The 19426-nt window shown below is 52.0% G+C and carries 23 protein-coding genes; 10 read left to right on the top strand and 13 right to left on the bottom strand.

The genetic code is table 11. The features are described from left to right. Positions 1–94 precede the first annotated feature (94 nt). Together QJQ48_RS01125 and hetR are read left to right on the top strand one after the other, a co-directional pair. Positions 95–418 (top strand): hypothetical protein, encoded by a 324-nt coding sequence (locus tag QJQ48_RS01125; protein ID WP_346289332.1) that lies wholly within the window; start codon positions 95–97, stop codon positions 416–418. Between the two features lie 221 nt (positions 419–639). Then, entirely contained in the window at positions 640–1548 is a 909-nt protein-coding gene (hetR, locus tag QJQ48_RS01120; protein ID WP_346289331.1) for a heterocyst differentiation master regulator HetR, read from the top strand. On the opposite strand, the gene QJQ48_RS01115 is transcribed toward hetR, so the two are convergent. Further along, a complete protein-coding gene (locus tag QJQ48_RS01115; RefSeq protein ID WP_346289330.1) occupies positions 1545–1796 on the bottom strand; it encodes a hypothetical protein in 252 nt (83 codons plus the stop codon). The two genes, hetR and QJQ48_RS01115, sit on opposite strands and share 4 nt — an antisense overlap. Before the next feature lie 157 nt (positions 1797–1953). Between QJQ48_RS01115 and QJQ48_RS01110 the strand changes: the two genes are divergently transcribed. Beyond that, positions 1954–4110 carry an NAD(P)/FAD-dependent oxidoreductase gene (locus QJQ48_RS01110; RefSeq protein ID WP_346289329.1) on the top strand — a complete coding sequence of 719 codons (2157 nt, stop codon included), beginning with the start codon at positions 1954–1956 and terminating at the stop codon, positions 4108–4110. A gap of 39 nt (positions 4111–4149) precedes the next feature. On the opposite strand, the gene QJQ48_RS01105 is transcribed toward QJQ48_RS01110, so the two are convergent. From QJQ48_RS01105 to ndhC, 5 genes are all read right to left on the bottom strand, one after another. Beyond that, positions 4150–5499 (bottom strand): hypothetical protein, encoded by a 1350-nt coding sequence (locus QJQ48_RS01105; protein ID WP_346289328.1) that lies wholly within the window; start codon positions 5497–5499, stop codon positions 4150–4152. Between the two features lie 168 nt (positions 5500–5667). Continuing rightward, positions 5668–6729, bottom strand: coding sequence for a polysaccharide pyruvyl transferase CsaB (gene csaB / locus QJQ48_RS01100; RefSeq protein ID WP_346289327.1), 1062 nt, complete (start codon positions 6727–6729; stop codon positions 5668–5670). Positions 6730–6880: 151 nt separating this feature from the next. Further along, on the bottom strand, positions 6881–7408 hold the full coding sequence (locus QJQ48_RS01095) for an NAD(P)H-quinone oxidoreductase subunit J (RefSeq protein ID WP_346289326.1): 528 nt from the start codon (positions 7406–7408) through the stop codon (positions 6881–6883). Beyond that, positions 7401–8144 carry an NADH dehydrogenase subunit K gene (locus QJQ48_RS01090; protein WP_346289325.1) on the bottom strand — a complete coding sequence of 248 codons (744 nt, stop codon included), beginning with the start codon at positions 8142–8144 and terminating at the stop codon, positions 7401–7403. The genes QJQ48_RS01095 and QJQ48_RS01090 overlap by 8 nt, the downstream gene beginning before the upstream one ends. Continuing rightward, the gene (gene ndhC, locus QJQ48_RS01085) at positions 8135–8497 is read right to left on the bottom strand and encodes a photosynthetic/respiratory NAD(P)H-quinone oxidoreductase subunit C (RefSeq protein ID WP_346289324.1); all 363 of its coding nucleotides are present in this window, start codon (positions 8495–8497) and stop codon (positions 8135–8137) included. The genes QJQ48_RS01090 and ndhC overlap by 10 nt, the downstream gene beginning before the upstream one ends. A gap of 298 nt (positions 8498–8795) precedes the next feature. On the opposite strand from ndhC, the gene QJQ48_RS01080 reads away from it, so the two are divergent. The 6 genes from QJQ48_RS01080 to QJQ48_RS01055 all read left to right on the top strand — a co-directional run bounded on the left by QJQ48_RS01080 (position 8796) and on the right by QJQ48_RS01055 (position 11104). After that, positions 8796–9197 carry a rubredoxin gene (locus QJQ48_RS01080; RefSeq protein WP_346289323.1) on the top strand — a complete coding sequence of 134 codons (402 nt, stop codon included), beginning with the start codon at positions 8796–8798 and terminating at the stop codon, positions 9195–9197. 58 nt (positions 9198–9255) lie between these two features. After that, on the top strand, positions 9256–10272 hold the full coding sequence (locus QJQ48_RS01075; RefSeq protein WP_346289322.1) for a photosynthesis system II assembly factor Ycf48: 1017 nt from the start codon (positions 9256–9258) through the stop codon (positions 10270–10272). Positions 10273–10375: 103 nt separating this feature from the next. After that, entirely contained in the window at positions 10376–10624 is a 249-nt protein-coding gene (gene psbE, locus QJQ48_RS01070; RefSeq protein WP_346289321.1) for a cytochrome b559 subunit alpha, read from the top strand. Positions 10625–10660: 36 nt separating this feature from the next. Beyond that, positions 10661–10795: a cytochrome b559 subunit beta gene (gene psbF, locus QJQ48_RS01065; protein WP_346289320.1), complete on the top strand. Its 135-nt coding sequence runs from the start codon at positions 10661–10663 to the stop codon at positions 10793–10795. 9 nt (positions 10796–10804) lie between these two features. Further along, positions 10805–10924, top strand: a complete 120-nt coding sequence (gene psbL, locus QJQ48_RS01060) for a photosystem II reaction center protein PsbL (protein WP_346289319.1) — start codon at positions 10805–10807, stop codon at positions 10922–10924. 60 nt (positions 10925–10984) lie between these two features. After that, positions 10985–11104 carry a photosystem II reaction center protein J gene (locus QJQ48_RS01055; protein WP_346289318.1) on the top strand — a complete coding sequence of 40 codons (120 nt, stop codon included), beginning with the start codon at positions 10985–10987 and terminating at the stop codon, positions 11102–11104. 122 nt (positions 11105–11226) lie between these two features. On the opposite strand, the gene psaI is transcribed toward QJQ48_RS01055, so the two are convergent. The 5 genes from psaI to QJQ48_RS01030 form a co-directional block, all read right to left on the bottom strand. Further along, entirely contained in the window at positions 11227–11337 is a 111-nt protein-coding gene (psaI, locus tag QJQ48_RS01050) for a photosystem I reaction center subunit VIII (RefSeq protein WP_346289317.1), read from the bottom strand. A 146-nt stretch (positions 11338–11483) separates the two neighbouring features. Then, positions 11484–13877 (bottom strand): hypothetical protein, encoded by a 2394-nt coding sequence (locus QJQ48_RS01045; protein ID WP_346289316.1) that lies wholly within the window; start codon positions 13875–13877, stop codon positions 11484–11486. Between the two features lie 146 nt (positions 13878–14023). Continuing rightward, positions 14024–14542, bottom strand: coding sequence for a hypothetical protein (locus QJQ48_RS01040; RefSeq protein ID WP_346289315.1), 519 nt, complete (start codon positions 14540–14542; stop codon positions 14024–14026). 41 nt (positions 14543–14583) lie between these two features. Next, complete coding sequence (locus tag QJQ48_RS01035; RefSeq protein WP_346289314.1) at positions 14584–15378, bottom strand: hypothetical protein; 795 nt, start codon at positions 15376–15378, stop codon at positions 14584–14586. A 171-nt stretch (positions 15379–15549) separates the two neighbouring features. Beyond that, the gene (locus tag QJQ48_RS01030; protein ID WP_346289313.1) at positions 15550–15750 is read right to left on the bottom strand and encodes a hypothetical protein; all 201 of its coding nucleotides are present in this window, start codon (positions 15748–15750) and stop codon (positions 15550–15552) included. 270 nt (positions 15751–16020) lie between these two features. Here QJQ48_RS01030 and thrC point away from each other — a divergent pair, with 270 nt between their 5' ends. After that, positions 16021–17115 carry a threonine synthase gene (thrC, locus tag QJQ48_RS01025; RefSeq protein WP_346289465.1) on the top strand — a complete coding sequence of 365 codons (1095 nt, stop codon included), beginning with the start codon at positions 16021–16023 and terminating at the stop codon, positions 17113–17115. Here thrC and QJQ48_RS01020 read toward each other — a convergent pair. Next, positions 17112–17585 carry a hypothetical protein gene (locus QJQ48_RS01020; protein WP_346289312.1) on the bottom strand — a complete coding sequence of 158 codons (474 nt, stop codon included), beginning with the start codon at positions 17583–17585 and terminating at the stop codon, positions 17112–17114. The two genes, thrC and QJQ48_RS01020, sit on opposite strands and share 4 nt — an antisense overlap. Before the next feature lie 62 nt (positions 17586–17647). Then, positions 17648–19126 (bottom strand): site-2 protease family protein, encoded by a 1479-nt coding sequence (locus QJQ48_RS01015; protein WP_346289311.1) that lies wholly within the window; start codon positions 19124–19126, stop codon positions 17648–17650. Positions 19127–19426: the final 300 nt, after the last annotated feature.

The following is a 19426-nucleotide window of genomic DNA, read 5'->3' as shown; positions in this document are numbered from 1 at the left end:
TTAAGTTCCGTAAATATAGGCAATTGCTTTTTCCTGACTCACCCCCGGTTGAGACGTAACAGGTATTAGAAACGCACAACACGGATGATTTCTCATGCAGACTGCCTACAAGATTGTGTTTGACTCCCTGACGGTTCTAACCCTGACGACCGGCTTCGTGGGTTTAACGACTGCGGCTCAAGCAGCCAAGCCTCTAAACTTATCTGCAATTAATAGTCTCGAGAGCAACTCGATCAGCCTCAAGTCCAATCGGGGCAGCGGTCGGGTTAAAGCCTGGGTTAGTGTAGAACTAGCAGAAATTGAAGATGATCGCGGCAGCGGGCGCTTTGCTACATCTTCGAAATCCATCCCGTCGCCCCGTAATACCGAACGGACAACCTCAGGCTCTCCTATCGGTTATCGCGGCACCGGACGCTAGCTGCCATTAATTTACTTTTCAGACATAAAGTAGCGTCATTTTCGCCTGGTTTCCTAAGTGCTGGTCTAAAAGCAAACTATGGCAGAACCTCATTTTTACTCACGTTGAGAAAATGGTTTAAGCTATAGCAGCATCTTGATTTGTCTGGGTTTGTCCTTGCTTTACTAGACAGCACAGTCAAAAATTTGGCCCTGTGTTTCCTCTTTTTTTGCATGTCCGATATGTCACCAGTTAGTAATGACCTTGATTTGATCAAGCAGCTTAGCCCCAGCTCGATGGATCAAATTATGCTGTACTTAGCCTTCAGCGCCATGAGGCTGGGTGGCCATCGGCACGGAGCCTTTCTAGATGCGGCGGCGACGGCAGCTAAGTGCGCCATCTACATGACCTACTTAGAGCAGGGCGAAAACCTGCGCATGACCGGACATCTGCATCATATTGAACCCAAACGGGTCAAGGTGATTGTTAAAGAGGTACAGCAGGCTCTGATGGAGGGCAAACTGCTGAAGATGCTGGGATCTCAGGAGCCTCGCTATCTGATTCAGCTGCCCTATGTTTGGATGGAAAAATATCCTTGGCAATCGGGGCGATCGCGTATTTCCGGCACTAGCCTTACCCTAGATGAAAAGCGCCAAATTGAAGAAAAGCTACCGCTAAATCTGCCCAATGCGCAGGTAATTAATGCGTTTCAGTTCATGGAACTGGTGGAATCGCTGCACGCTAAGGCACAAGATGATCTGCCCTCCGAACGACGCATGATGCTGAGTGAGGCGCTAGCAGAGCATATCCGGCGACGGCTGATTTATTCGGGTACGGTGACGAGGGTTGATACGCCCTGGAGCCTACCCTTTTACGTCCTCACCCGCGCTTCCTATTCTCCCGCTGACCCGGAAGAACGCACCTACGTCATGGTAGAAGATACTGCTCAGTATTTTAGGCTCTTGCGCAACTGGGCCGATCGCCGCCCGGACACGATGCGTATTTTAGAAGAACTGGACGTTCTCCCCGAACACTTAGACACAGCGATGGCCGAACTGGATGAAGTGATTCGAGCGTGGGCCGATAAATATCACCAGGCAGGCGGTAAGCCGATCGTTGTCCAGATGGCAATGGGGCATAAAGAAGATTAAGGCAGTGGCTCTTCATCCTCTATCACTTCCCATGCTTGGCTGACCACGCGGCCCAACTGCTGCCGCAAAGGTCTAGCTAACATCGCATCGTCGGCTAAAACTTCTGCCAGTAGCTCCTCTAGGCTTTGTCCCTGAGAGCGAGCTGACAAAACAACGCCCGCCAAAGCCGCCGCGATTTGCTCGAGGGTGACTTCTGTAGAGGCAGGGATCGTTGAATCTGCCAGGACTTCTGAAGTAGGATGTTGCATTACGGCTTGATAGAAAAGCGAAGCTTGTTGAAGTTTAGCAGTCGTTGGCGATTTGTTGACGGCAATTACTGTTCGGCAAGCTTAGCGTATTTCTTTAAAGACGGCCTTAAATCTGCTGATTAGGTTGCCTACTTTTAAAGAGTCCTCCTGCGTTCCAATGCAAGAAGTTTTATATACGGAAATTCCGACCCCGGATGTGGCTGCGGTGAAAGCTTGGCTACAGGACGATTTCACCCCTGCGACAGGACAAAAATACTGCACACCAGATGGTATACGCTTAGAATTTTCCTGGCCGAAGGCTGAGCGATCGCAGCCAGTTTTGCCGCCAGCCCTCTCAATCATCGTCTGGTCCCTCCAGCGAACTACCTACCTCAAAGCTTTTCGCTGGACTACTACACCCCTACCGCAAGAAAATCTCACGCTGCAGCGCCTCACTGCTGAAATTCGCCAGCAGTTTCCCCAACAGTATCCGACGCCGCCAGAGATAGATCTAGCTCAGCAGTCTATCTTCGATGCGCTGGGAGGCCGATACCCCAAAACCGTACAGTATTTTCAGCGAATGCCCAATGGCGAAGCGGACTTGAAGCGGGCCTACTGGTGGGAAAAGCGCTGGCGTGAATCGGTGAAAATGCCTCAGCAACCAGCTCAGGTTCTCTTTAAACCGGAAGAAGTTTCAGCCGAACAGCGGCAGGTGCTAGCGCAGGCAGAATCAGCGGCAGGGCCGGTTTACGACCTGATCTATGTGGGAGGAGCTTTAGGTATCCTACATGCTGCTGTCATGGCCAGTTTGGGCTATCGGGTGCTGCTGATTGAACGGTTGCCGTTTGGCCGCATGAACCGGGAGTGGAATATTTCACGAGAAGAGTTTCAGTCACTGATTGATTTGGGCTTGTTTACCCCGGCGGAATTCGAGTCACTGATTGCCCGGGAATATCAGGACGGTTTCAATAAGTTTTTTGATAGCAACAATCCTGCCGTTGCCAAAGCGCCTATTCTGCATACGCCAAGGGTACTCAACATTGCTCTTGACTCAGACCGACTGCTGGCGCTCTGCGGCGAAAAGTTTACGGCGGCGGGCGGAACCATTTGGGATGAAACGGAGTTTTGCTGGGCTGAAATTGAGACTCAGGCCGTAACCGTCCTCACCCAGTCTATGATCGATCAACAGCCACGGGCCGTCCGGGGACGGCTGCTAGTTGATGCAATGGGTACTGCTTCGCCAATTGCCTGGCAGCTCAATGGCGGAAGGGCCTTTGACAGCGTGTGCCCGACGGTGGGAGCCTGCATCTCAGGTGGATTTGAGCCGGGGGTCTGGGATTCAGCCTATGGCGATGTGCTGTTTAGTCACGGTGATATTTCCAAAGGGCGACAGCTAATCTGGGAGCTGTTTCCGGGCCGTGACGATGAGCTGACGATCTACCTCTTTCATTATCATCAGGTGAATCCTGAGAATCCTGGCTCCCTGCTAGAGATGTATGAGGATTTTTTCACGATTTTGCCGGAGTATCGCCGCTGTAACTTAGACAAGCTCACCTGGCGCAAACCCACCTTTGGCTATATTCCAGGTCACTTTAGCGTTGGCGGTCGCGATCGCCAAGTGGCCTTCGACCGTCTCATTGCCATTGGTGATGCAGCTTCTTTACAGTCCCCCCTAGTCTTCACGGGCTTTGGTTCACTGGTGCGTAACCTACCGCGCCTAAGCGATTTGCTGCACTTTGCCCTGCGTCATGACTTGCTGCAGCGATCGCAACTCGACCAGATTCGCGCTTTTCAAAGCAATATCGCCGTCACCTGGCTGTTTTCTAAAGGCATGATGGTGCCCACCGGGCAGACAATTGCTCCCCAGCGCATCAACTCCATGCTCAATACATTTTTTGGTGTGCTTGGCCGAGAGTCACCTGAAACCGCTAACCGCTTTATTAAAGATCGCTTCACCTGGCTCGAATTTAACCGCATGGCCCTTAGAGCGGCCTGGCACAACCCCGCCTTATTAAAATGGATTTGGCAGCTTGCCGGTCCCCAAGATCTTGGGCGCTGGCTGGGTAGCTATCTCAACTTTACGTTCAGCACTTTTTGGAGCTGGTTTTTTAGCTGGCTTCCGTGGGTGATGCAGGGGAGCGAAGCCTGGCTGGAACGCTTGAGTCCGGCGATCGCCTTTTGGCTCAAGGCCCGTAGCTACGAGATTACCTATGGTATGGGACGGCCTCTGCCAGTCAAACGGCTGATTGAGCCAGATAACCTATCGTCAATGCCGAATGTCAAACAGAGTCGTAAGCCCTCTAGTCCTGCTTCAGCGGCGCCCTCACCAGACTAGCTCATCAAGATTCAGGCTCACTGTACGTAAAGACCGTTCTTACCCGCTAGAACGTTTGCTCTTAGCGAAGCTGGGTAAATCAACTGCTGCCAGAGACTGACGCTTTTTCTGAGGCCGTAATGGATAAACCAGCGGCGAAGGGGGGCTAGCGGTATTACCTGCCAGTTCTGGAGACGGCAGTGAAGCTGTTCCTGAATCAGCCAGTACAGCGCTATGAGGCTGCTCAGCCTCCCCTACTGACTCAGGCTTTGGAGCCTTGTCTAATTCAGCAGAGGAAGGCGCTTCAGCCGGACTAGGACCTGTCGGGCGCTCAAGCTTAATCGGCATACCCCAGGGAGAAGGTTCAGTAAACTCAACTTCATCCGGAGCGGCCATAGCTGGCGCTGCCGGTTCGGAAGCGCTATCTGCAGTCAGATCCTCAGTCGGAGCAGCAGAACCTTCAATTACCCGTTCTAGATCTTGCCAAAGCCGATTTTCTGCTTCCGGGTCTGTCACATCACCGCCTGAGACAACGCTCTCAGCACCTGAGGTTTCAGCGAGCGCGCTGGGCTGAGTCATGCCTGCCATCAGCGAGGCTAGGTCATTGCCTACAGGGGCTGTTTCGACAGCAGACCAGGGCTGAATTCGTTTTGCCTTGGGCATAGAAACCGGATTATTGGCAGCTTCAAAGGCCGGTATTGCCTCAGGAACAACCGGCGACTGACGACTAGAGGGTACATCTAGACATTTTTCCAGCGCCACCTTGAACTGCATTGTATAGCGCTGCTGGCGCTGTAGCCGCGCTCGCAGATCGCGGCAGGCTGTTTCTGCCTGATTGAGCGACTGAGATTGTTCACCATAGCGCTGCTGCACAATGGCACATTCCCGCTCTAGCTGTGCTACGCGCTGACGGCTGTTTTCGAGTTCGGTCTGTAGGGTTTCATTGAGCATCTGCTGTCGCCGCAGGCCCTGATTGGCAAAGTCAAGGTCGCTGACAAGCTGGGCAACTTGCTGATTGTTGACGGCAATTTGTTCGCTGCGGCTAACTAAGCTCTGCTGCTCCTGCGATCGCGCTACTTCTGCTTGTAGCGCCATTTGGGAAGTTTCTAGGGCGTCTTCTAAATGAGCTACTCTAGCAATGAGATGATCGTTGCACTGGTTGAGATCTCGCACTAGCGCCAGCAGTTCAGCTTCTCTGGTCATCTGAGTTGAAGAACTAGGCGTTTGTGGCTGACTGGCTTGAGCGATCGCCTCGGCTGGCAAAGTGCCCGGAAAATTGACTGTTTGCCACGTTGCCTCTGACTGTTCCGGCGAGACATTTGGCAGCGCTGCTGCTTCTGCATGGCTGCTGTCAGAAGAGTCCCAGCCTAGGTTCTCTGAGTCGCGGGAAGGCACGTTCGCTTCGCTCATGATTCTGCGCTAGATTTTCAGCAGTTTTTCGTTATCAGGCTGTGCCAGAAAGACAGATAGCATTAGGCACGCTTGAACCATCCCTACTGATTTAACACATAAATTAAAAGAGAGGTATCTTTTCAGGTTAATAAATGTAAGGGCTATGCTCAAGCAAGCATAGCTAGCTTAAAGAATACCGATCACCTGATGCAGCAGCGCCTGATGCAGCAGTGCCCTATCAGTCAGTGAATGCTGCTGGTCATCGGAAAGGGCTGTGCCATTGGCATAATGCTCTATCCAGGCTTTGCTAATTTCATTGGTCTGTTGGGGGAGGGGCGGAAGTTCGCTATTGGAGGTTAGATCCCAAGCGGGTAAATTTAGCGCCTGGGCAATTTGAGCAACTTTGGGATCGTAGCTGAGCGCAAAGCAGCGACAGCCCTCGGCCGCGGCCATCACCAGCGCATGAAACCGCATCCCAATCACCATCTCAACGCCGCGAAATATCCCTTTGAGCTGTCGAGGATCTTCGATGACAAAGACTTGACTAGGCCCTTTGAGCTGAGCCTGCAGGATTTCAGCGATCGCCAAGTCTTTAGCGGGCTGAAACGGCACCAGCAAAATGCAGGTTTGAGTGGCCTGCTGAAAATCGCGCAGGGCTAGCCCAATCTGTTCTAAGCGTTCTGCGGTCAGGCCCGGATGGGGGCGAAGGGCAACAGCTACGCGCGGAGCAGGCAAATCCCAAAGCCCTGCCACTGGCTGAGAATCTAGCGCCCAGACTGGATCAGGCGCAACCCAGGCTGGAACGCGCCAGTAGTTGAGTAGAGCGGCTGAGGCGCGATCGCGCACGCTGATGCCATCACAGCGTCGTAAGACAAACCGCGCCAGTTGACGACTCAGATTACGCTCTAGCGGCCCAATTCCCTGCGCCCAAGCAACGGTTTTCAGTCCCATAAGCTGAGCGATCGCCATCAGTCCGCCATAGTAAAAGGGGTTTAAAGCACTAGTTGCATCTTGCATCAGGCTACCGCCGCCCCAAATAAATAGCTGCGATCGGAGTAGAGCCGAAAAAACAGCCTGAAAAGATTTATTGGGACAAGCTTCAACTCCATAGCGAGCAGTTGTTTCTGCCGGATTGCCCGATAGCACGATAGGCGTTACCTGCTCAGGCAAAAGCTGCAGTAGTGAAGCCAGCAATGCCTCGTCTCCCCCGTTGCCCATGCCATAATAGCCGCATAAAACTGCCCGCATACGTTGCTTTAGCCCTGTTACAGTCTTTTTAATAAAATACTCAACTACTTGGTATAAAAAGAAAAAAGTCTAATGAAGAAAAAAGCGCATCTCGTTAAGAAATGCGCCTCTAAGCGGCTAAACAGCCTAAGCCTAATAGCGATAACGAAGCCTAGTAGGCATCTTGCAGTTCGTAGAAGTCAGGCGACACGTAGTCTTTTCGCAGCGGCCAGCCGAGCCAGTCCTCTGGCATCAGCAGTCGCTTAAGATTGGGATGCCCTTCATAGACGATGCCGTACATGTCGTAGCTTTCCCGTTCCTGCCAGTCGGCTGATTTCCAAATCCAGTAGACAGAAGGCAGTTTGGGATTGTCACGGGGCAAAAAGACCTTGAGGCGGACTTCTTCGGGCTGATCGGCATTATCATCTAGCTTGATCAAGTGATAAAAGCTAACCAGTTCTCCGCCAGGCCCGGTGTCATAAGCGCCCTGACACTGCAAGTAGTTGAAGCCATAGGCATAGAGCGCTGTTGAGAACGGGATTAAAAACTCTGGAGCTACTTTAATCATCTCAATGCCGAGATGATCAGGCTCTAGAATCTCATGATCAAAACCCTGCTCGGTCAGCCACTTAGAAACCTTACCGGCTTCAACCAGTTCACCAGTAGCTTCTTCAGCCGCTTGCTTTTCTTCTTCACTCATTAGCAGTTGCTTCCTTTTCTGTCTCCATTTCAGCTAAGTTTTCAACCGGAGCACCTACAGCTTCCATCAGCTCTTTCGGCGGTGACTGACGGGTATCAGAGCGTAAGTACTGTCCTGTCAAAATTGGATCTACGGGCTTGAGATTGTGCGCCGTAGTGTAGTAGCGGTGAGTCTGCTGGGTATAGCCCCGTTCTTGAATGGACTCGTTGGCTACTTTCTTGCGCAGCTTGATGATGGAATCAATAATCGCCTCAGGTCGCGGCGGACAGCCGGGAATATAGACATCTACCGGAATCAGCTTGTCTACGCCGCGCACTGCGCTAGGGGAATCAGTGCTGAACATGCCGCCGGTAATCGTGCAGGCGCCCATCGCAATTACGTACTTGGGATCGGGCATTTGCTCATAAAGGCGGACTAGGGCAGGCGCCATCTTCATCGTGACTGTCCCTGCAGTGATGATCAGATCGGCTTGGCGTGGACTCGATCGCGGCAGAAGACCAAAGCGATCAAAGTCAAAACGCGAACCAATCAAAGCGGCAAACTCAATAAAGCAGCAGGCTGTACCGTATAGCAGCGGAAACAAGCTGGACAGCCGTGTCCAGTTGTAGAGATCGTCTAACGTTGTCAAAATGACGTTTTCAGACAGATCTTGCGTCACTGTTGGTGGCGCTGCCGGATTCATAATGCGCTCATCCGGCTTGAGCAGCGGACTCGATGTATTGGAATTTATGACCATTCTAAGGCTCCTTTTCGCCATGCATAGACCAAGCCGATTACCAGAATTGCAATGAAGATGAGGGCTTCTACAAAAGCCAGCAAACCCAATCGGCTAAATGCAACTGCCCAGGGGTAGAGGAAAACCGTCTCTACGTCGAAAATGACAAACACCAGGGCAAACATGTAATAACGAATATTGAACTGGATCCAAGCGCCCCCAATGGGTTCCATCCCAGATTCGTAAGTCGTTCTGCGCACGGGGCCACGACTGGTGGGGCGTAGCAGCTTGGAAGCGGTCAGCGCCAAAACGGGAATCAGACCGCAGATAATCAAAAATCCTAGAAAGTACTCGTAACCGGTTAAAACAAACACGGTGCAATGCTCTCTGAAGTAGGTCGTTAGGTAAAGTTATTTGTCTTTACCATTCTATAGTGCAATCTCTGAAATACAGGGCAACCGCAGCGAAATGCCCTCGAATTAGCTTTGTCTGTCGCTGGCGATCGCCGCTTACTTCACACTGCCCGCTGAGATCGCTCTAGAACAGTTAGAAGACAACCCACAATATGTCATAATCTTTAACAGTTATTCTCATATTAGGTAAGTTTTTGCTAGATAGGCTCTAGCTTTAGGCAGAAAATTCTGCATTCAGAGAGTATTGAGGAAGGGATACATGAGCACCGAGCCGGAAGTTAATGTTAGTGCTGATGCTTCTGCCCCTCAGCCGGGTCAAGACAGCACTGCCACAGCAGATTCCCAGCCAAAACAGCCTGATCGATACGAGTGTCGTTCCTGCGGCTATGTCTATGAGCCTGCCAAGGGAGACAATACGGCCAATATTGCCGCTGGCACGACATTTTCGCAACTCCCTGCTAGCTGGCGCTGTCCGGTCTGCGGCGTCCGCAAGCCTCAGTTTGAAAATATTGGGCCTACGGGTAAACCCTCCGGTTTTGAGGAGAACTTGGGCTACGGCCTCGGCGTCAACACGCTGACGCCAGGTCAAAAGAACCTGCTAATTTTTGGAGCACTAGGGCTAGGCTTTTTGTTCTTTCTTAGCCTTTACGGCCTAGGATGATCTTCTGTTTAGAGACAGAAATTCGATTTATTTTTGACATTAGTTATTTCCTTTATTTATGGCAATCCAGTCCACTCTGAGGTCTTGCAAAAAGCTAGTTGCGATCTTAGCGATCGCTTTACTGGCCGCCAGTTGTTCCGGATATTTTTTGCCTTCTCTGGAAAAAAATCCCTGGCAAGTCCTTCAGCTCTCTACGGAAGCAACCTTTTCTGACATTGCTTTTGCGGGCAATAGCGATCACGGCTGGTTGGTTGGCAACGACTCCACGCTGCTAGAAACTCAAGATGGTGGAGAAACCTGGCAGCCACGCCAGCTTGATCTAGAAGACAAACGCTACACTTTCACCTCGGTCAGCTTCAGCGGCAGTGAGGGCTGGATTACAGGACAACCTGGCCTGCTGCTCCATACCGAGGACGAGGGCAAAACCTGGGAGCGGATTCCGCTGAGTGAGAAACTGCCCGGTAGTCCTTTTTTGATTACGGCTTTAGGGCCTAGCTCGGCTGAAATGGCGACTGATATCGGTGCTATCTATGTCACTGAGAATAAGGGAAGCAATTGGAAAGCTCTGGTAGAAGGGGCTGTCGGTGTTGTCCGCAACATGTCAAGATCGCCAGAAGGCCGCTATGTGGCTGTATCTTCACGCGGCAATTTTTACTCCACCTGGCGGCCCGGAGAGCGCACCTGGCAGCTTCATAACCGAGAAAACTCCAGACGCCTGCAAAATATGGGCTTCGACAAGCATGACGATCTCTGGCTCATTGCCCGTGGCGGCCAGCTACAGTTCTCAGCTTCGGAAGACGTAGAAGACTGGCAAGAGCCCATCAATCCTGAATTTGCTACGAGCTGGGGACTGTTGGATATGGCTTACCGGACTGACGAGGAGATCTGGGTAGCCGGTGGCGGCGGCAATCTCATGTGCAGCTTTGACGGGGGTGAAACCTGGCTAAAAGATCGCCAGCTTGAGAATGTTCCCTCCAACTTTTACCGAATTGTCTTTTTGCCAGACAACAGGGGATTTGTCTTAGGTCAGCGTGGTATTTTGCTAAAGTACGATAACGGAGTAAAAGCGGCCTAGTTCTTAAGGTAAAAGAGGCTGACGCGACTTTTATTCTTGTGAGGATAGAATCCGTTCCGTATGATGGAATAAGTAGATAAATTGCTGTTAGAGGAGATATTTGATGGCAGGTACAACTGGAGAGAGACCGTTTTCAGACATTATTACCAGTGTGCGCTACTGGGTAATTCACAGCATCACAATTCCAGCGCTTTTTATTGCGGGTTGGTTATTCGTAAGCACGGGCTTAGCTTACGATGCATTTGGCACCCCTCGTCCCAACGAATACTATCCCAATAACCGCATGGAGCTGCCTATCGTTGACGATCGCTATGATGCCAGTCAAGAGATTCAGCAGTTCCAAAATCAGTAGCCCAATCGCTTTTGTCTAGCAGACTAGGTTTTTTAAATGAATAGCAATACTTCTAACGAACCCGTAACTTATCCCATCTTCACGGTTAGATGGTTATCAGTTCATGCCCTTGCAGTTCCCAGCGTTTTCTTTTTGGGAGCTATTGCGGCAATGCAGTTTATTCAGAGATAGGAGGACTTTGTGGATCGCAAACAAAACCCCAATAAGCAGCCAGTTGAACTTAACCGAACTTCTCTATACTTAGGGTTGTTGCTCGTATTTGTTCTTGGATTGCTGTTCTCTAGCTACTTCTTTAACTAGAGGATTGATCGGTTTTTTAAGACCTGTTTTTTAGTTGATTAATTCTTTTGGAGGTGTGTGGTGGGCCAAAGCGGTAGAATTCCTTTGTGGATCGTGGCGACGATTGCGGGCACTGGCGTCCTTGTGGTTGTCGGTCTTTTCTTCTACGGCGCTTATGCAGGTGTCGGCTCTGCTATGTAAGCCGATTTGATGCGCTAATAAGCAAAAAGCACTGCTGAACAGCGGTGCTTTTTGTTGTGGCCTTTATTGATTTTTAGCCGTTTTGGAGAACATGAAAAGCTCTTCAAAACGGGCTTTAGCAGCTATGCGGCGTCTTCTTGCTCAATATAGAGAAACAAGAAGGCCATCGCTACTGCTGGGAAAACAAGACCCACTATCGGCACGAGAACTGAGGGAAGAAAAGAAGCTGCCATATAGATTTCCTATCTCAACACAAATTATTACGTCAATAGATTACTGCGAATCGGCCCAAAATGCTTAAATTCTTCTACAAACTTTGCGCAACGTTAAATTGAAAAGCCGCGCCCAGAGCCAGAGAAGACGCGATCGCCCTTTGAGGTTATACCTCAAACTCATCTAGTGAGGTATCGGGCAGGTCAGCGGGTAGGATAGCGCGATCTACCACTACGCGATCGCTTTCTCGTTGGCTCACTACGTCAATGGCGATCGCCGCAAATCGAGCTTCCAGGCATCCCTGCGGTACGCTGATGCGCAGCGTTGTTGACATTTGCCCCTGACCATCGGGATCAAAAGACATCAGCCAGCGAGGATTGTCCACGAGCGCCCGCGTTTGCAAATCGCTGGTCCAGAATTTGACGCAGAGACGCTCAGGCGTTGCCGGCAGCATAATCTGAATTGAAATCAGTTCACCGGCTACTAAATTCCCCACCGGCACCTTGAGCTGTGGCCGGGGAACCGGCGGCAACTCAGCAATTTCTTTAATTTCTTTTTCCGCAGCGGTAGCAGCAGTTTCAGCAACAGCGGGAGCAGGCTGCTCGACAGCGTCATAAACGACAAATTCATCGCTGGAGTTTTCTGTCACCGGGGACGGATTGGAGGCGATCGCCTCAGGCTGCAATGCCGCCTCCATCTCGGCGTTAGCAGCGGCAGCGGCAGCTTCTTGGTGTTCGATAGCTGCCTGCATTTCCTGAGCTGCTCTGTGACTGTCTAAGGCAAAGGCATTGAGCCGCGACCAAAAGCGCTCCTTCAAATTTAAGGACTGAAAGGCGGTATCAACAGGTGCCGCCGCGTCTTCGGTGCTCTCATCTAGTGCTAAATCAGCGCTAATGTCTTGTTCTAGATCAACTTCTTGGGCGGCTGCGATTAGGTCGGCATCGGCATCAGCCTCATCAGCTGTAACAATACCAGTCGGCCCGACCGGACTGACGGGAGACGTTACTTCCGCTGGGCTAACTTCTGGACTAGCATCCTCTGCCAAAACTGCAGCCTCATCGCCAGCAGCTAAGGACTCCTCGGAGGTTTCAGCTACCTCTGCCTCGGCTACCGAGTCGTGGGGGGTAGGCGTATTTGTTTCGGGCTGTTCTACTTCATCTTGAGGGACATCAGGTTCTGGCGAGGGGGCAGTAGGCTCAGGAAACGCTGTCTGTTGAGGTCTAATAGCGGGTAGTGAGGGCAGCATCGGCGTCCGCGTATCCGCCATTGAGGACGATGCTAGCAGCGGTTCGTGAATTTGAGGCGGTAAGAACATGCCGACGGAGGGCAAGAACACGGGTTTGCCTGACTGGGCGCTTGATTTTGGCAGCCGTACTGGCAGCGATTTTTTCTGCTCTGCTTCTATTGTTTCTGCAGCAGCAGATGGAGCCTCCTCTGTAGCGGCTGTTTCTAAAGGCCGATGCCACTGACTTGGATCTTGCAGATATTCACCCTGATCGGCCACCGTTTCAATCAGATTGTCTAGCATGACGGCAACCGTAAATGTCTGGGCGGCAGCGATCGCCTCCTGGGCGCAGGACTGTAGCGTCAATTCTCCTAAAATCAGGTGAGTTTTGGCGGCAGGTATTTTCACTTCAATGCCGAGCTCGGCGGGCAAAGGCTGGGCCTGCAGCGATCGCTCAACGATATCTAATACCTCTGAGGTCTGAGGATTGCGCAGGGCGAGCTGAAGTTTGCTCTCAGGCAGCTCAGAATAGGTGGCCGTCGCCTGAATCTGCACCTGCAGCCTGAGCGCCTGACGAGAACGGATCAAATAAGTCGCCTGATCTAATTCGATCTGTAGGGGTAGGTGAGAAGCCGCAACCGATTCGGGGTGCGAATCAGCTTCTGTTGCCGCCTGATCAGATGCCAGGATATCGCCGAAGACTTCGCCTATTAGCTGATCTGCTATCTCTTCAACATCGGGGGAGAGCGCTGATAACGAAGCGCTCTTCTCCCAAACCGGCGGTACAGCTTTCGGGGGAACGGTGGCTTCTGAATCTGTTATTAAAGAACTGTTTTCAAAATGCTGGATAGATTCAGAATTCGGCGAAAACAGGCTGGCAGTGGCAGCTGCCTCTGAGCTGGTGACGGTTTGGTCAGCAGTTACTGTTTCTTGCTCTAGAACGGGAGTCCAGTTGGCTTCCCAGTCATCTGTTTCGTCGAGATTGCGAGGCAAAATTTGAAACTGAATGGTCTGCTGCCAGCTATCTCCCATCAAATCATTTAGGGGATCACCGCCAACGCACTGCACTTCCCAAGTGCCTGCCTGAAGCTGAGTAAAAGGCATAACAACCATGAGGCCGTCTTGATTGGTTTGCCCCTGACGTTTAAGAACTCGACGTTTGGGAGGAATCTCGTCTAGTAGTAGTTGGCTAATGCGAACCTCAACAGCCGCATTGGCCTGACTAGCGTGGGCCATCAAGCGGTAGCGACCTTCTAAAATTTCGACTTCAGCAGATTCTAGTGGTAACCAGGTGCGATCGCCCTCTTTCTGCAGTAGAAACTCCCAATATTCCATAGCTCAATCCCTGTGGGAATGCTAGCGACCTTCAATCCATGCAGTATAGCGGTCATCGGAATGACTCTGGCAGAAACCGATAAATCCCTTAATGCGCTGTTTTATCCCAGACTTGGTCTACTTCAAATAGCAAAAACAGTCTGGCTTCAACGCTGACCTAGCTGCTGTAGCCGCACCTTAGCAGATACGTACAGCGGTAGCTGATAGTGTTCCGAAAGCAGCCACAAGACCAGTGCTGAGTGACAGGCCAAAGTTAAGCCAGCCCAGACAGCCGGAAGCTGTGCTCCGGGGCTGCCAGGCAGGGGCGGAAACAGGTGGGACGATAGCCAAACTAATCCAGTTGGAAAACCAACCAAGGCCAAGCCTACAATCCAGATAATTAGGGTTAGGTTCCAGTTGTCTTGATGCACGCCCCGCCAGGTATGTCCTTTCCAGCGCCAGCTCATGGGCTGGGCGCTATCGACAACCTGAACGGTTTGATTTTGTAAATTGACCGTAAAAATATGACGGCAGAAATCGCAGGCAAAGGCATCCATCAGCGTCAGCGCTTCAATTTGCCCGTGACGGCAAACTGGGCAAAGATAGCGGCCGCTAAGATCGAGAACCGAACCTGAGACGGCTGTTGGCATCTGCTGTCCGCTCTTGTCTGAAGGTAATGAACTCATAGACAACATCGACTGCAAGACTAATCAAAAAAGCGATCGCCCTAACGGGCCTGAGCCAGCGAAGCTCCTCCCACTGTTTTAACGTATTCCCGACCGGCCTGCTCCAAAATCACCACTGGATCCTGTCCGCTGGCCCATTCCACCCGGCTAATCCGCACCTGACCGTTGGCTAAGTAGTCGCCGACTTGGACGTAGCGGCCTGTTTCGGCATTGGGTTCCTGCACTAAAATGCTGATCTGATCAGCTAGCTGCATCACACCCGATATTTGAATCGCCGCTGCGCCTGACGCTCTCGGAGCGGCAGCAACAGGCAGGCTGAGGGGCTGATTTGCAACCGATAGGCTAGGTAAGCTAGCTGGGACAGGCGGTAGAGCTTGGGGTGAGCGAGCAGCCGGTAGCGGCTGCAGGGCAACGGGGGCACTGGGCGCAGTCGCGGTCGGTGGTGGACTGGGGGCGGCGGCGGCAGGAGCAGGATTAGCGGTAGCCTCTGCCGTCGGTGCCCTGTTGGGTCTCGCTTTGTCAGCGATCGCAGGCTGAGCCGGGATAAACGGCGAAATGAAAGGATCGCTGCGACCAGTGGAAATTCGGGGTAGTCGTTCGGCCACGGGAGTAGCTTGGAGAAGAGCTGTCTTGGCTGTGGCTAAAAACTGTGGCGATCGCCCAATGCTCTCACGGCCAAAGCCCTCAACGACAGGCTCAAAGGTTGCGGCTGACTCAGGGGAGTCATTAGCCGCTTGCCGAGCGGAACGCTGTAAATAGCCTGCTACGCTACCGACACTCACAGCAACCGCGATCGCAGCCGCAATCCAGGTTGCTTTGGGCTTGAGTTGTTTCATACGCTAATCCCCACAATTCTCACTCAGGATAGCCAATTCTCTGACAATCGGATCACTGAGTTTTGTCAAAGATAATCAGCTTCCTGCCTGTCTGGAGAAAACAGGGAAGCGTCCTGGAACCGCTAGCACTGCTGCGGCTTTAGCCCCAACCAACTTACCAGCCAGCTTCAGCTACTTGGAACTGAGTGTTTGTAGCTGGAGCAGCAGTGCGTCTGCCTCTGCTAGCAGGTGCAGCAGTTCTACTTGATGATTGGCCTGGAAAGCAGACTGTTTGACCTCTATCCAGCAAACTTTTTCGCCCTCTGGCTGGTTAGCAGTTCTCTCTGGTTCAGAATTAGGCGCGGCAGGCGAACTGGCGGAAGAAACGTTCATCTCAAACACACGATGAGAATTTATACTTAGCAAGGGCACTGGCCCAATCTTATACTTATCACGCTTTATCCAAAAATCGTAACAGCCGCCAATCTTTACCCTCGATCGGCTATGCCAGCTCTTCAAGCGGCTAGGATAGCGGCGATGCGCTGCTTGCCTGAGGGACGCGGTAGACTTGAATAGCCAGATTTGCTGGCTGCTGTCGTCTTTAATTTTTTCGCTCAAATTCTGAATTAACCCGTGACCCTTAGTCTCAATCCCAATCAGTTATTGCCCGACAGCTATTCGACTCAGCCCTCCACTTTGCTGAATCGCTGGCCGGGTTTGATCCAGGCTTACCGGGCTTACTTGCCCGTCAGTGAACAGACGCCTGTCGTAACTCTTCTAGAAGGGAATACGCCGCTGATCCCAGTGCCCGCAATTGCCGCTCGTATTGGCAGATCTGTTCAGGTTTTTGTCAAATATGATGGCCTTAATCCCACGGGTAGCTTCAAAGATCGAGGTATGACCCTAGCAATTTCTAAGGCTAAGGAAGCTGGCGCTGAAGCGGTCATCTGTGCCAGTACGGGCAACACCTCCGCTGCAGCCGCAGCCTACGCTCTGCGGGGAGGACTACGAGCCTTCGTTGTGATTCCCAATGGCTATGTCGCTTTGGGAAAACTGGCCCAGGCACTGCTCTATGGTGCTCAGATTCTAGCGATTGAAGGTAACTTTGATCAGGCTTTGACAATGGTGCGTCAGAGCGCTGATAAATACCCGGTAACGTTAGTAAACTCCCTTAATCCTGATCGCTTAGAAGGTCAGAAAACGGCAGCTTTTGAAGTAGTTGATGCGCTGGGCAATGTGCCCGACTGGCTGTGCATTCCGGTGGGTAATGCGGGTAATATCACAGCCTACTGGATGGGTTTTTGTGAATATCACGCTCAGGGACGCTGCGATCGCCTGCCGCGAATGATGGGTTTCCAAGCCGCTGGCGCAGCGCCGCTGGTGACTGGCAAACCTTGCCCCCAACCTGAGACTTTGGCTACGGCGATTCGCATTGGTAATCCGGCCAATCGCGATCGCGCCTTGGCCGTACAGTCAGCGAGCCAAGGCGCCTTTAATGCGGTCACTGATGCAGAAATCCTGGCGGCCTATCGGCTATTGGCAGCGGCAGAAGGTATCTTTTGTGAACCGGCCAGCGCTGCTTCTGTAGCCGGGTTGCTAAAGGTGAAAGATCAGGTGCCGACAGGAGCTACGGTAGTCTGCGTCCTTACAGGCAACGGCTTGAAAGACCCAGAGTCTGCTATTGAGCACAGTCAAAACCAGGTTCATCAGGGAATCGAACCTAACCTAGAGAGCTTAGCGGCCGCGATGGGGTTTTAGTCACTGTCGGTAGCAGGGCTGCCTGAAGCGGCTGCGGTCGGAGACTCCTTGGCCAGCATATCAATAGCATCCCCTAAGGCCATTGTGAGGCTTTGCCGGGTTTGCGCATGTTCTGACTGTTCTATCTTGAGCGCTTGACCAAGGCGATCGCACTGGGCCAAAGCCGCGACTAGCTGCTGCCGCAGTGCGGCTGTATCTGCAATTTGCTCAACTCGCTGCTCAATTTCAGCTACGTTTTGGCTTTGGTTTGAGGCTGGCTGCTGTCTGAGCTGATTGATGACCTGCTGTAGTGCCTGATTTTTAGTTTGCAGTTGCTCAACCGTGCTGCGTCGCTGTTGGGCTTCTGTCTCGTAAAGCTGTCGCCAGTTGGCAGCGCTTTTGTAGGCAGCATCTCGCTCCTTGAGCGTGTCAGCTAGCTGTCGCTGCAGGTTTCTGATTTCAGTCAGCCACTGGGTAATATCGCCTGTCATGCTGGAAACCGAATATTTAACTGAAACATAGACAACAGGACTAAATGCGTCAATACCACAGCCTAAAACAGCAGGCGCGTGAGGGCGGCAGGCGCAGGTAAGACAATTAGCACCAGCAGCGTCAGCGCCAACAGACCCCAGAAATCCCGCTGGTTATTGAGTTCGCTCACGTCATTCAAAGCGGGCTCATCAACTGCTGGAATAAAAAACAGCAGAATAGCCCAGAGCATAAACTCACGATGAATTAGGGCTAACCCTAGTACCAGCAGCCGCGCCACCTGTCCAATAACGGCCCCGGTTCGCTGGCCAAACATGGCGTGAACAATGTGGCCGCCATCTAGCTGGCCGATGGGCATGAGGTTGAGCGCCGTCACCACTAGGCCCAGGCAGCCTGCCACCGCAACCGGGTGGAGTCGAATGGCTTGTTCAGCGCCCAAGCTCGCCCCTAAGGCCAGCTTGCTCAAAATTGCCAGCAGAATTGAGGCACCGGGATCAAGCGCCTGAAAATTTAGCAAACTGGCATCGTCTGGCATTGTTACCAGTTCGGACTGGCTGAGGCCCCAGATCAGCAAAGGCAGGGTAGCTACGAAGCCCGACAGGGGGCCAGCAATGCCAACATCGAATAGGGCTTTACGATTGGGCACTGGCGATCGCAGTTGAATAAAAGCGCCAAATGTCCCTAGAAAAAAGGGTACAGGGATGAAGTAAGGCAGGGTTGCCTGAATGCGATAGCGCCGCGCTGTCAAATAGTGACCCAATTCGTGAATTCCTAAAATTCCCATCAGCGTCAGGGCATAGGGCAGTCCGGCCAGAAACAGGGCAGGATCGCTCTGGAGCTGATCTTCAGGAACCCCGGCAATAATCAGCGCTCCAACCGAGGTAGTGGTCAGCAGGGTAATGGCGAATAGGGCGATCGCTAAGCCAGGACGGGTCAAGGGCTGGTCTTGTTTGCCAGTGGCCTTTGCCTGTGGGTTGGGAACCAGCGCAAAATAGGGCTTGCCATTGAGACCCTCTTGAAACAGCACCAAAAAACGACTGCCAAATCGAGACTCAATGTTCTCTTGCACTGTTTTATAGGCGACTTGGGGAGATGAGCGCAGCTGACCTCGACAGATCATCGCCTGGGGTCGATACTCAATATTCTGGAGGTAAAAGACTGACCAGGGAAAACAGTGCTGTAAGCTGGCTTCCTCTTCTTTATCAATCGGACGCAGAGCTGGCCGAGCTTCGGCTGAGGTCTGATTCTCACTCTGGGCCGTTGTCGGCAACGCTCTGTCCTGATTTGGTTTGGGCTTAGGTTGCCGTCCCCACTGAATTAGCAGCCAGTAAACGACCGGGCAGACAATGAACAAGCTCAGCAGCAGTCCATTTGGCAGCGGCTGATCTTCCCCCTGAGCTAGACTCCATGCCGTCAAAACAAAGGCAGGCGTCATCATCACTAACCAAAGAATCCAAATTGGCGTCCGCGTAATATTGATTACGCTGCGCTGGACCACAAAGTAAGTGAAAACTCCTAATAAAACTAACCAAAAAAGCAGCATGGGCTGGTTGCACTCAGGCGTTCTTGAAACTGAAGTTTACTATGTTAAGCTGCGGCTTCAGTGGCTTTATAAGCTTAAGCAATGAGAGGATTGACTGGTGATCAGCCGTTACCTCCCTAAGCTCAGTTTGCCAAACCCACTCTCAAACAGCAAAAACTGGTGGCGCTGAATCCTGATTGGAGTTTTCTACCAGCACAACTGGTTCAACCCAATCCACTGAGTCATTCACTCAGCAATTCCCCGACAGGGAATCTGTCGTCTCAAGAATTTTGCCTCAAGGCGCGGCGTCAGCTCCCAAAA

The organism is Sphaerothrix gracilis Ecp01 (genome assembly GCF_030405905.1).
Classification (GTDB): Bacteria; Cyanobacteriota; Cyanobacteriia; order Phormidesmidales; family Phormidesmidaceae; genus Sphaerothrix; species Sphaerothrix gracilis.
Note: the sequence above shows the minus strand (reverse complement) of the source record. Positions and strands in the feature narration are given on the sequence as shown.

Bases quoted from the DNA above. Each gene is read 5' to 3' on its own strand.
- QJQ48_RS01125 (WP_346289332.1), top strand. From the start codon at position 95: ATGCAGACTGCCTACAAGATTGTGTTTGACTCCCTGACGGTTCTAACC.
- hetR (WP_346289331.1), top strand. From the start codon at position 640: ATGTCACCAGTTAGTAATGACCTTGATTTGATCAAGCAGCTTAGCCCC.
- QJQ48_RS01115 (WP_346289330.1), bottom strand. From the start codon at position 1,796: ATGCAACATCCTACTTCAGAAGTCCTGGCAGATTCAACGATCCCTGCC.
- QJQ48_RS01110 (WP_346289329.1), top strand. From the start codon at position 1,954: ATGCAAGAAGTTTTATATACGGAAATTCCGACCCCGGATGTGGCTGCG.
- QJQ48_RS01105 (WP_346289328.1), bottom strand. From the start codon at position 5,499: ATGAGCGAAGCGAACGTGCCTTCCCGCGACTCAGAGAACCTAGGCTGG.
- csaB (WP_346289327.1), bottom strand. From the start codon at position 6,729: ATGCGGGCAGTTTTATGCGGCTATTATGGCATGGGCAACGGGGGAGAC.
- QJQ48_RS01095 (WP_346289326.1), bottom strand. From the start codon at position 7,408: ATGAGTGAAGAAGAAAAGCAAGCGGCTGAAGAAGCTACTGGTGAACTG.
- QJQ48_RS01090 (WP_346289325.1), bottom strand. From the start codon at position 8,144: ATGGTCATAAATTCCAATACATCGAGTCCGCTGCTCAAGCCGGATGAG.
- QJQ48_RS01080 (WP_346289323.1), top strand. From the start codon at position 8,796: ATGAGCACCGAGCCGGAAGTTAATGTTAGTGCTGATGCTTCTGCCCCT.
- QJQ48_RS01075 (WP_346289322.1), top strand. From the start codon at position 9,256: ATGGCAATCCAGTCCACTCTGAGGTCTTGCAAAAAGCTAGTTGCGATC.
- psbE (WP_346289321.1), top strand. From the start codon at position 10,376: ATGGCAGGTACAACTGGAGAGAGACCGTTTTCAGACATTATTACCAGT.
- psbF (WP_346289320.1), top strand. From the start codon at position 10,661: ATGAATAGCAATACTTCTAACGAACCCGTAACTTATCCCATCTTCACG.
- psaI (WP_346289317.1), bottom strand. From the start codon at position 11,337: ATGGCAGCTTCTTTTCTTCCCTCAGTTCTCGTGCCGATAGTGGGTCTT.
- QJQ48_RS01045 (WP_346289316.1), bottom strand. From the start codon at position 13,877: ATGGAATATTGGGAGTTTCTACTGCAGAAAGAGGGCGATCGCACCTGG.
- QJQ48_RS01040 (WP_346289315.1), bottom strand. From the start codon at position 14,542: ATGAGTTCATTACCTTCAGACAAGAGCGGACAGCAGATGCCAACAGCC.
- QJQ48_RS01035 (WP_346289314.1), bottom strand. From the start codon at position 15,378: ATGAAACAACTCAAGCCCAAAGCAACCTGGATTGCGGCTGCGATCGCG.
- QJQ48_RS01030 (WP_346289313.1), bottom strand. From the start codon at position 15,750: ATGAACGTTTCTTCCGCCAGTTCGCCTGCCGCGCCTAATTCTGAACCA.
- QJQ48_RS01020 (WP_346289312.1), bottom strand. From the start codon at position 17,585: ATGACAGGCGATATTACCCAGTGGCTGACTGAAATCAGAAACCTGCAG.
- QJQ48_RS01015 (WP_346289311.1), bottom strand. From the start codon at position 19,126: ATGCTGCTTTTTTGGTTAGTTTTATTAGGAGTTTTCACTTACTTTGTG.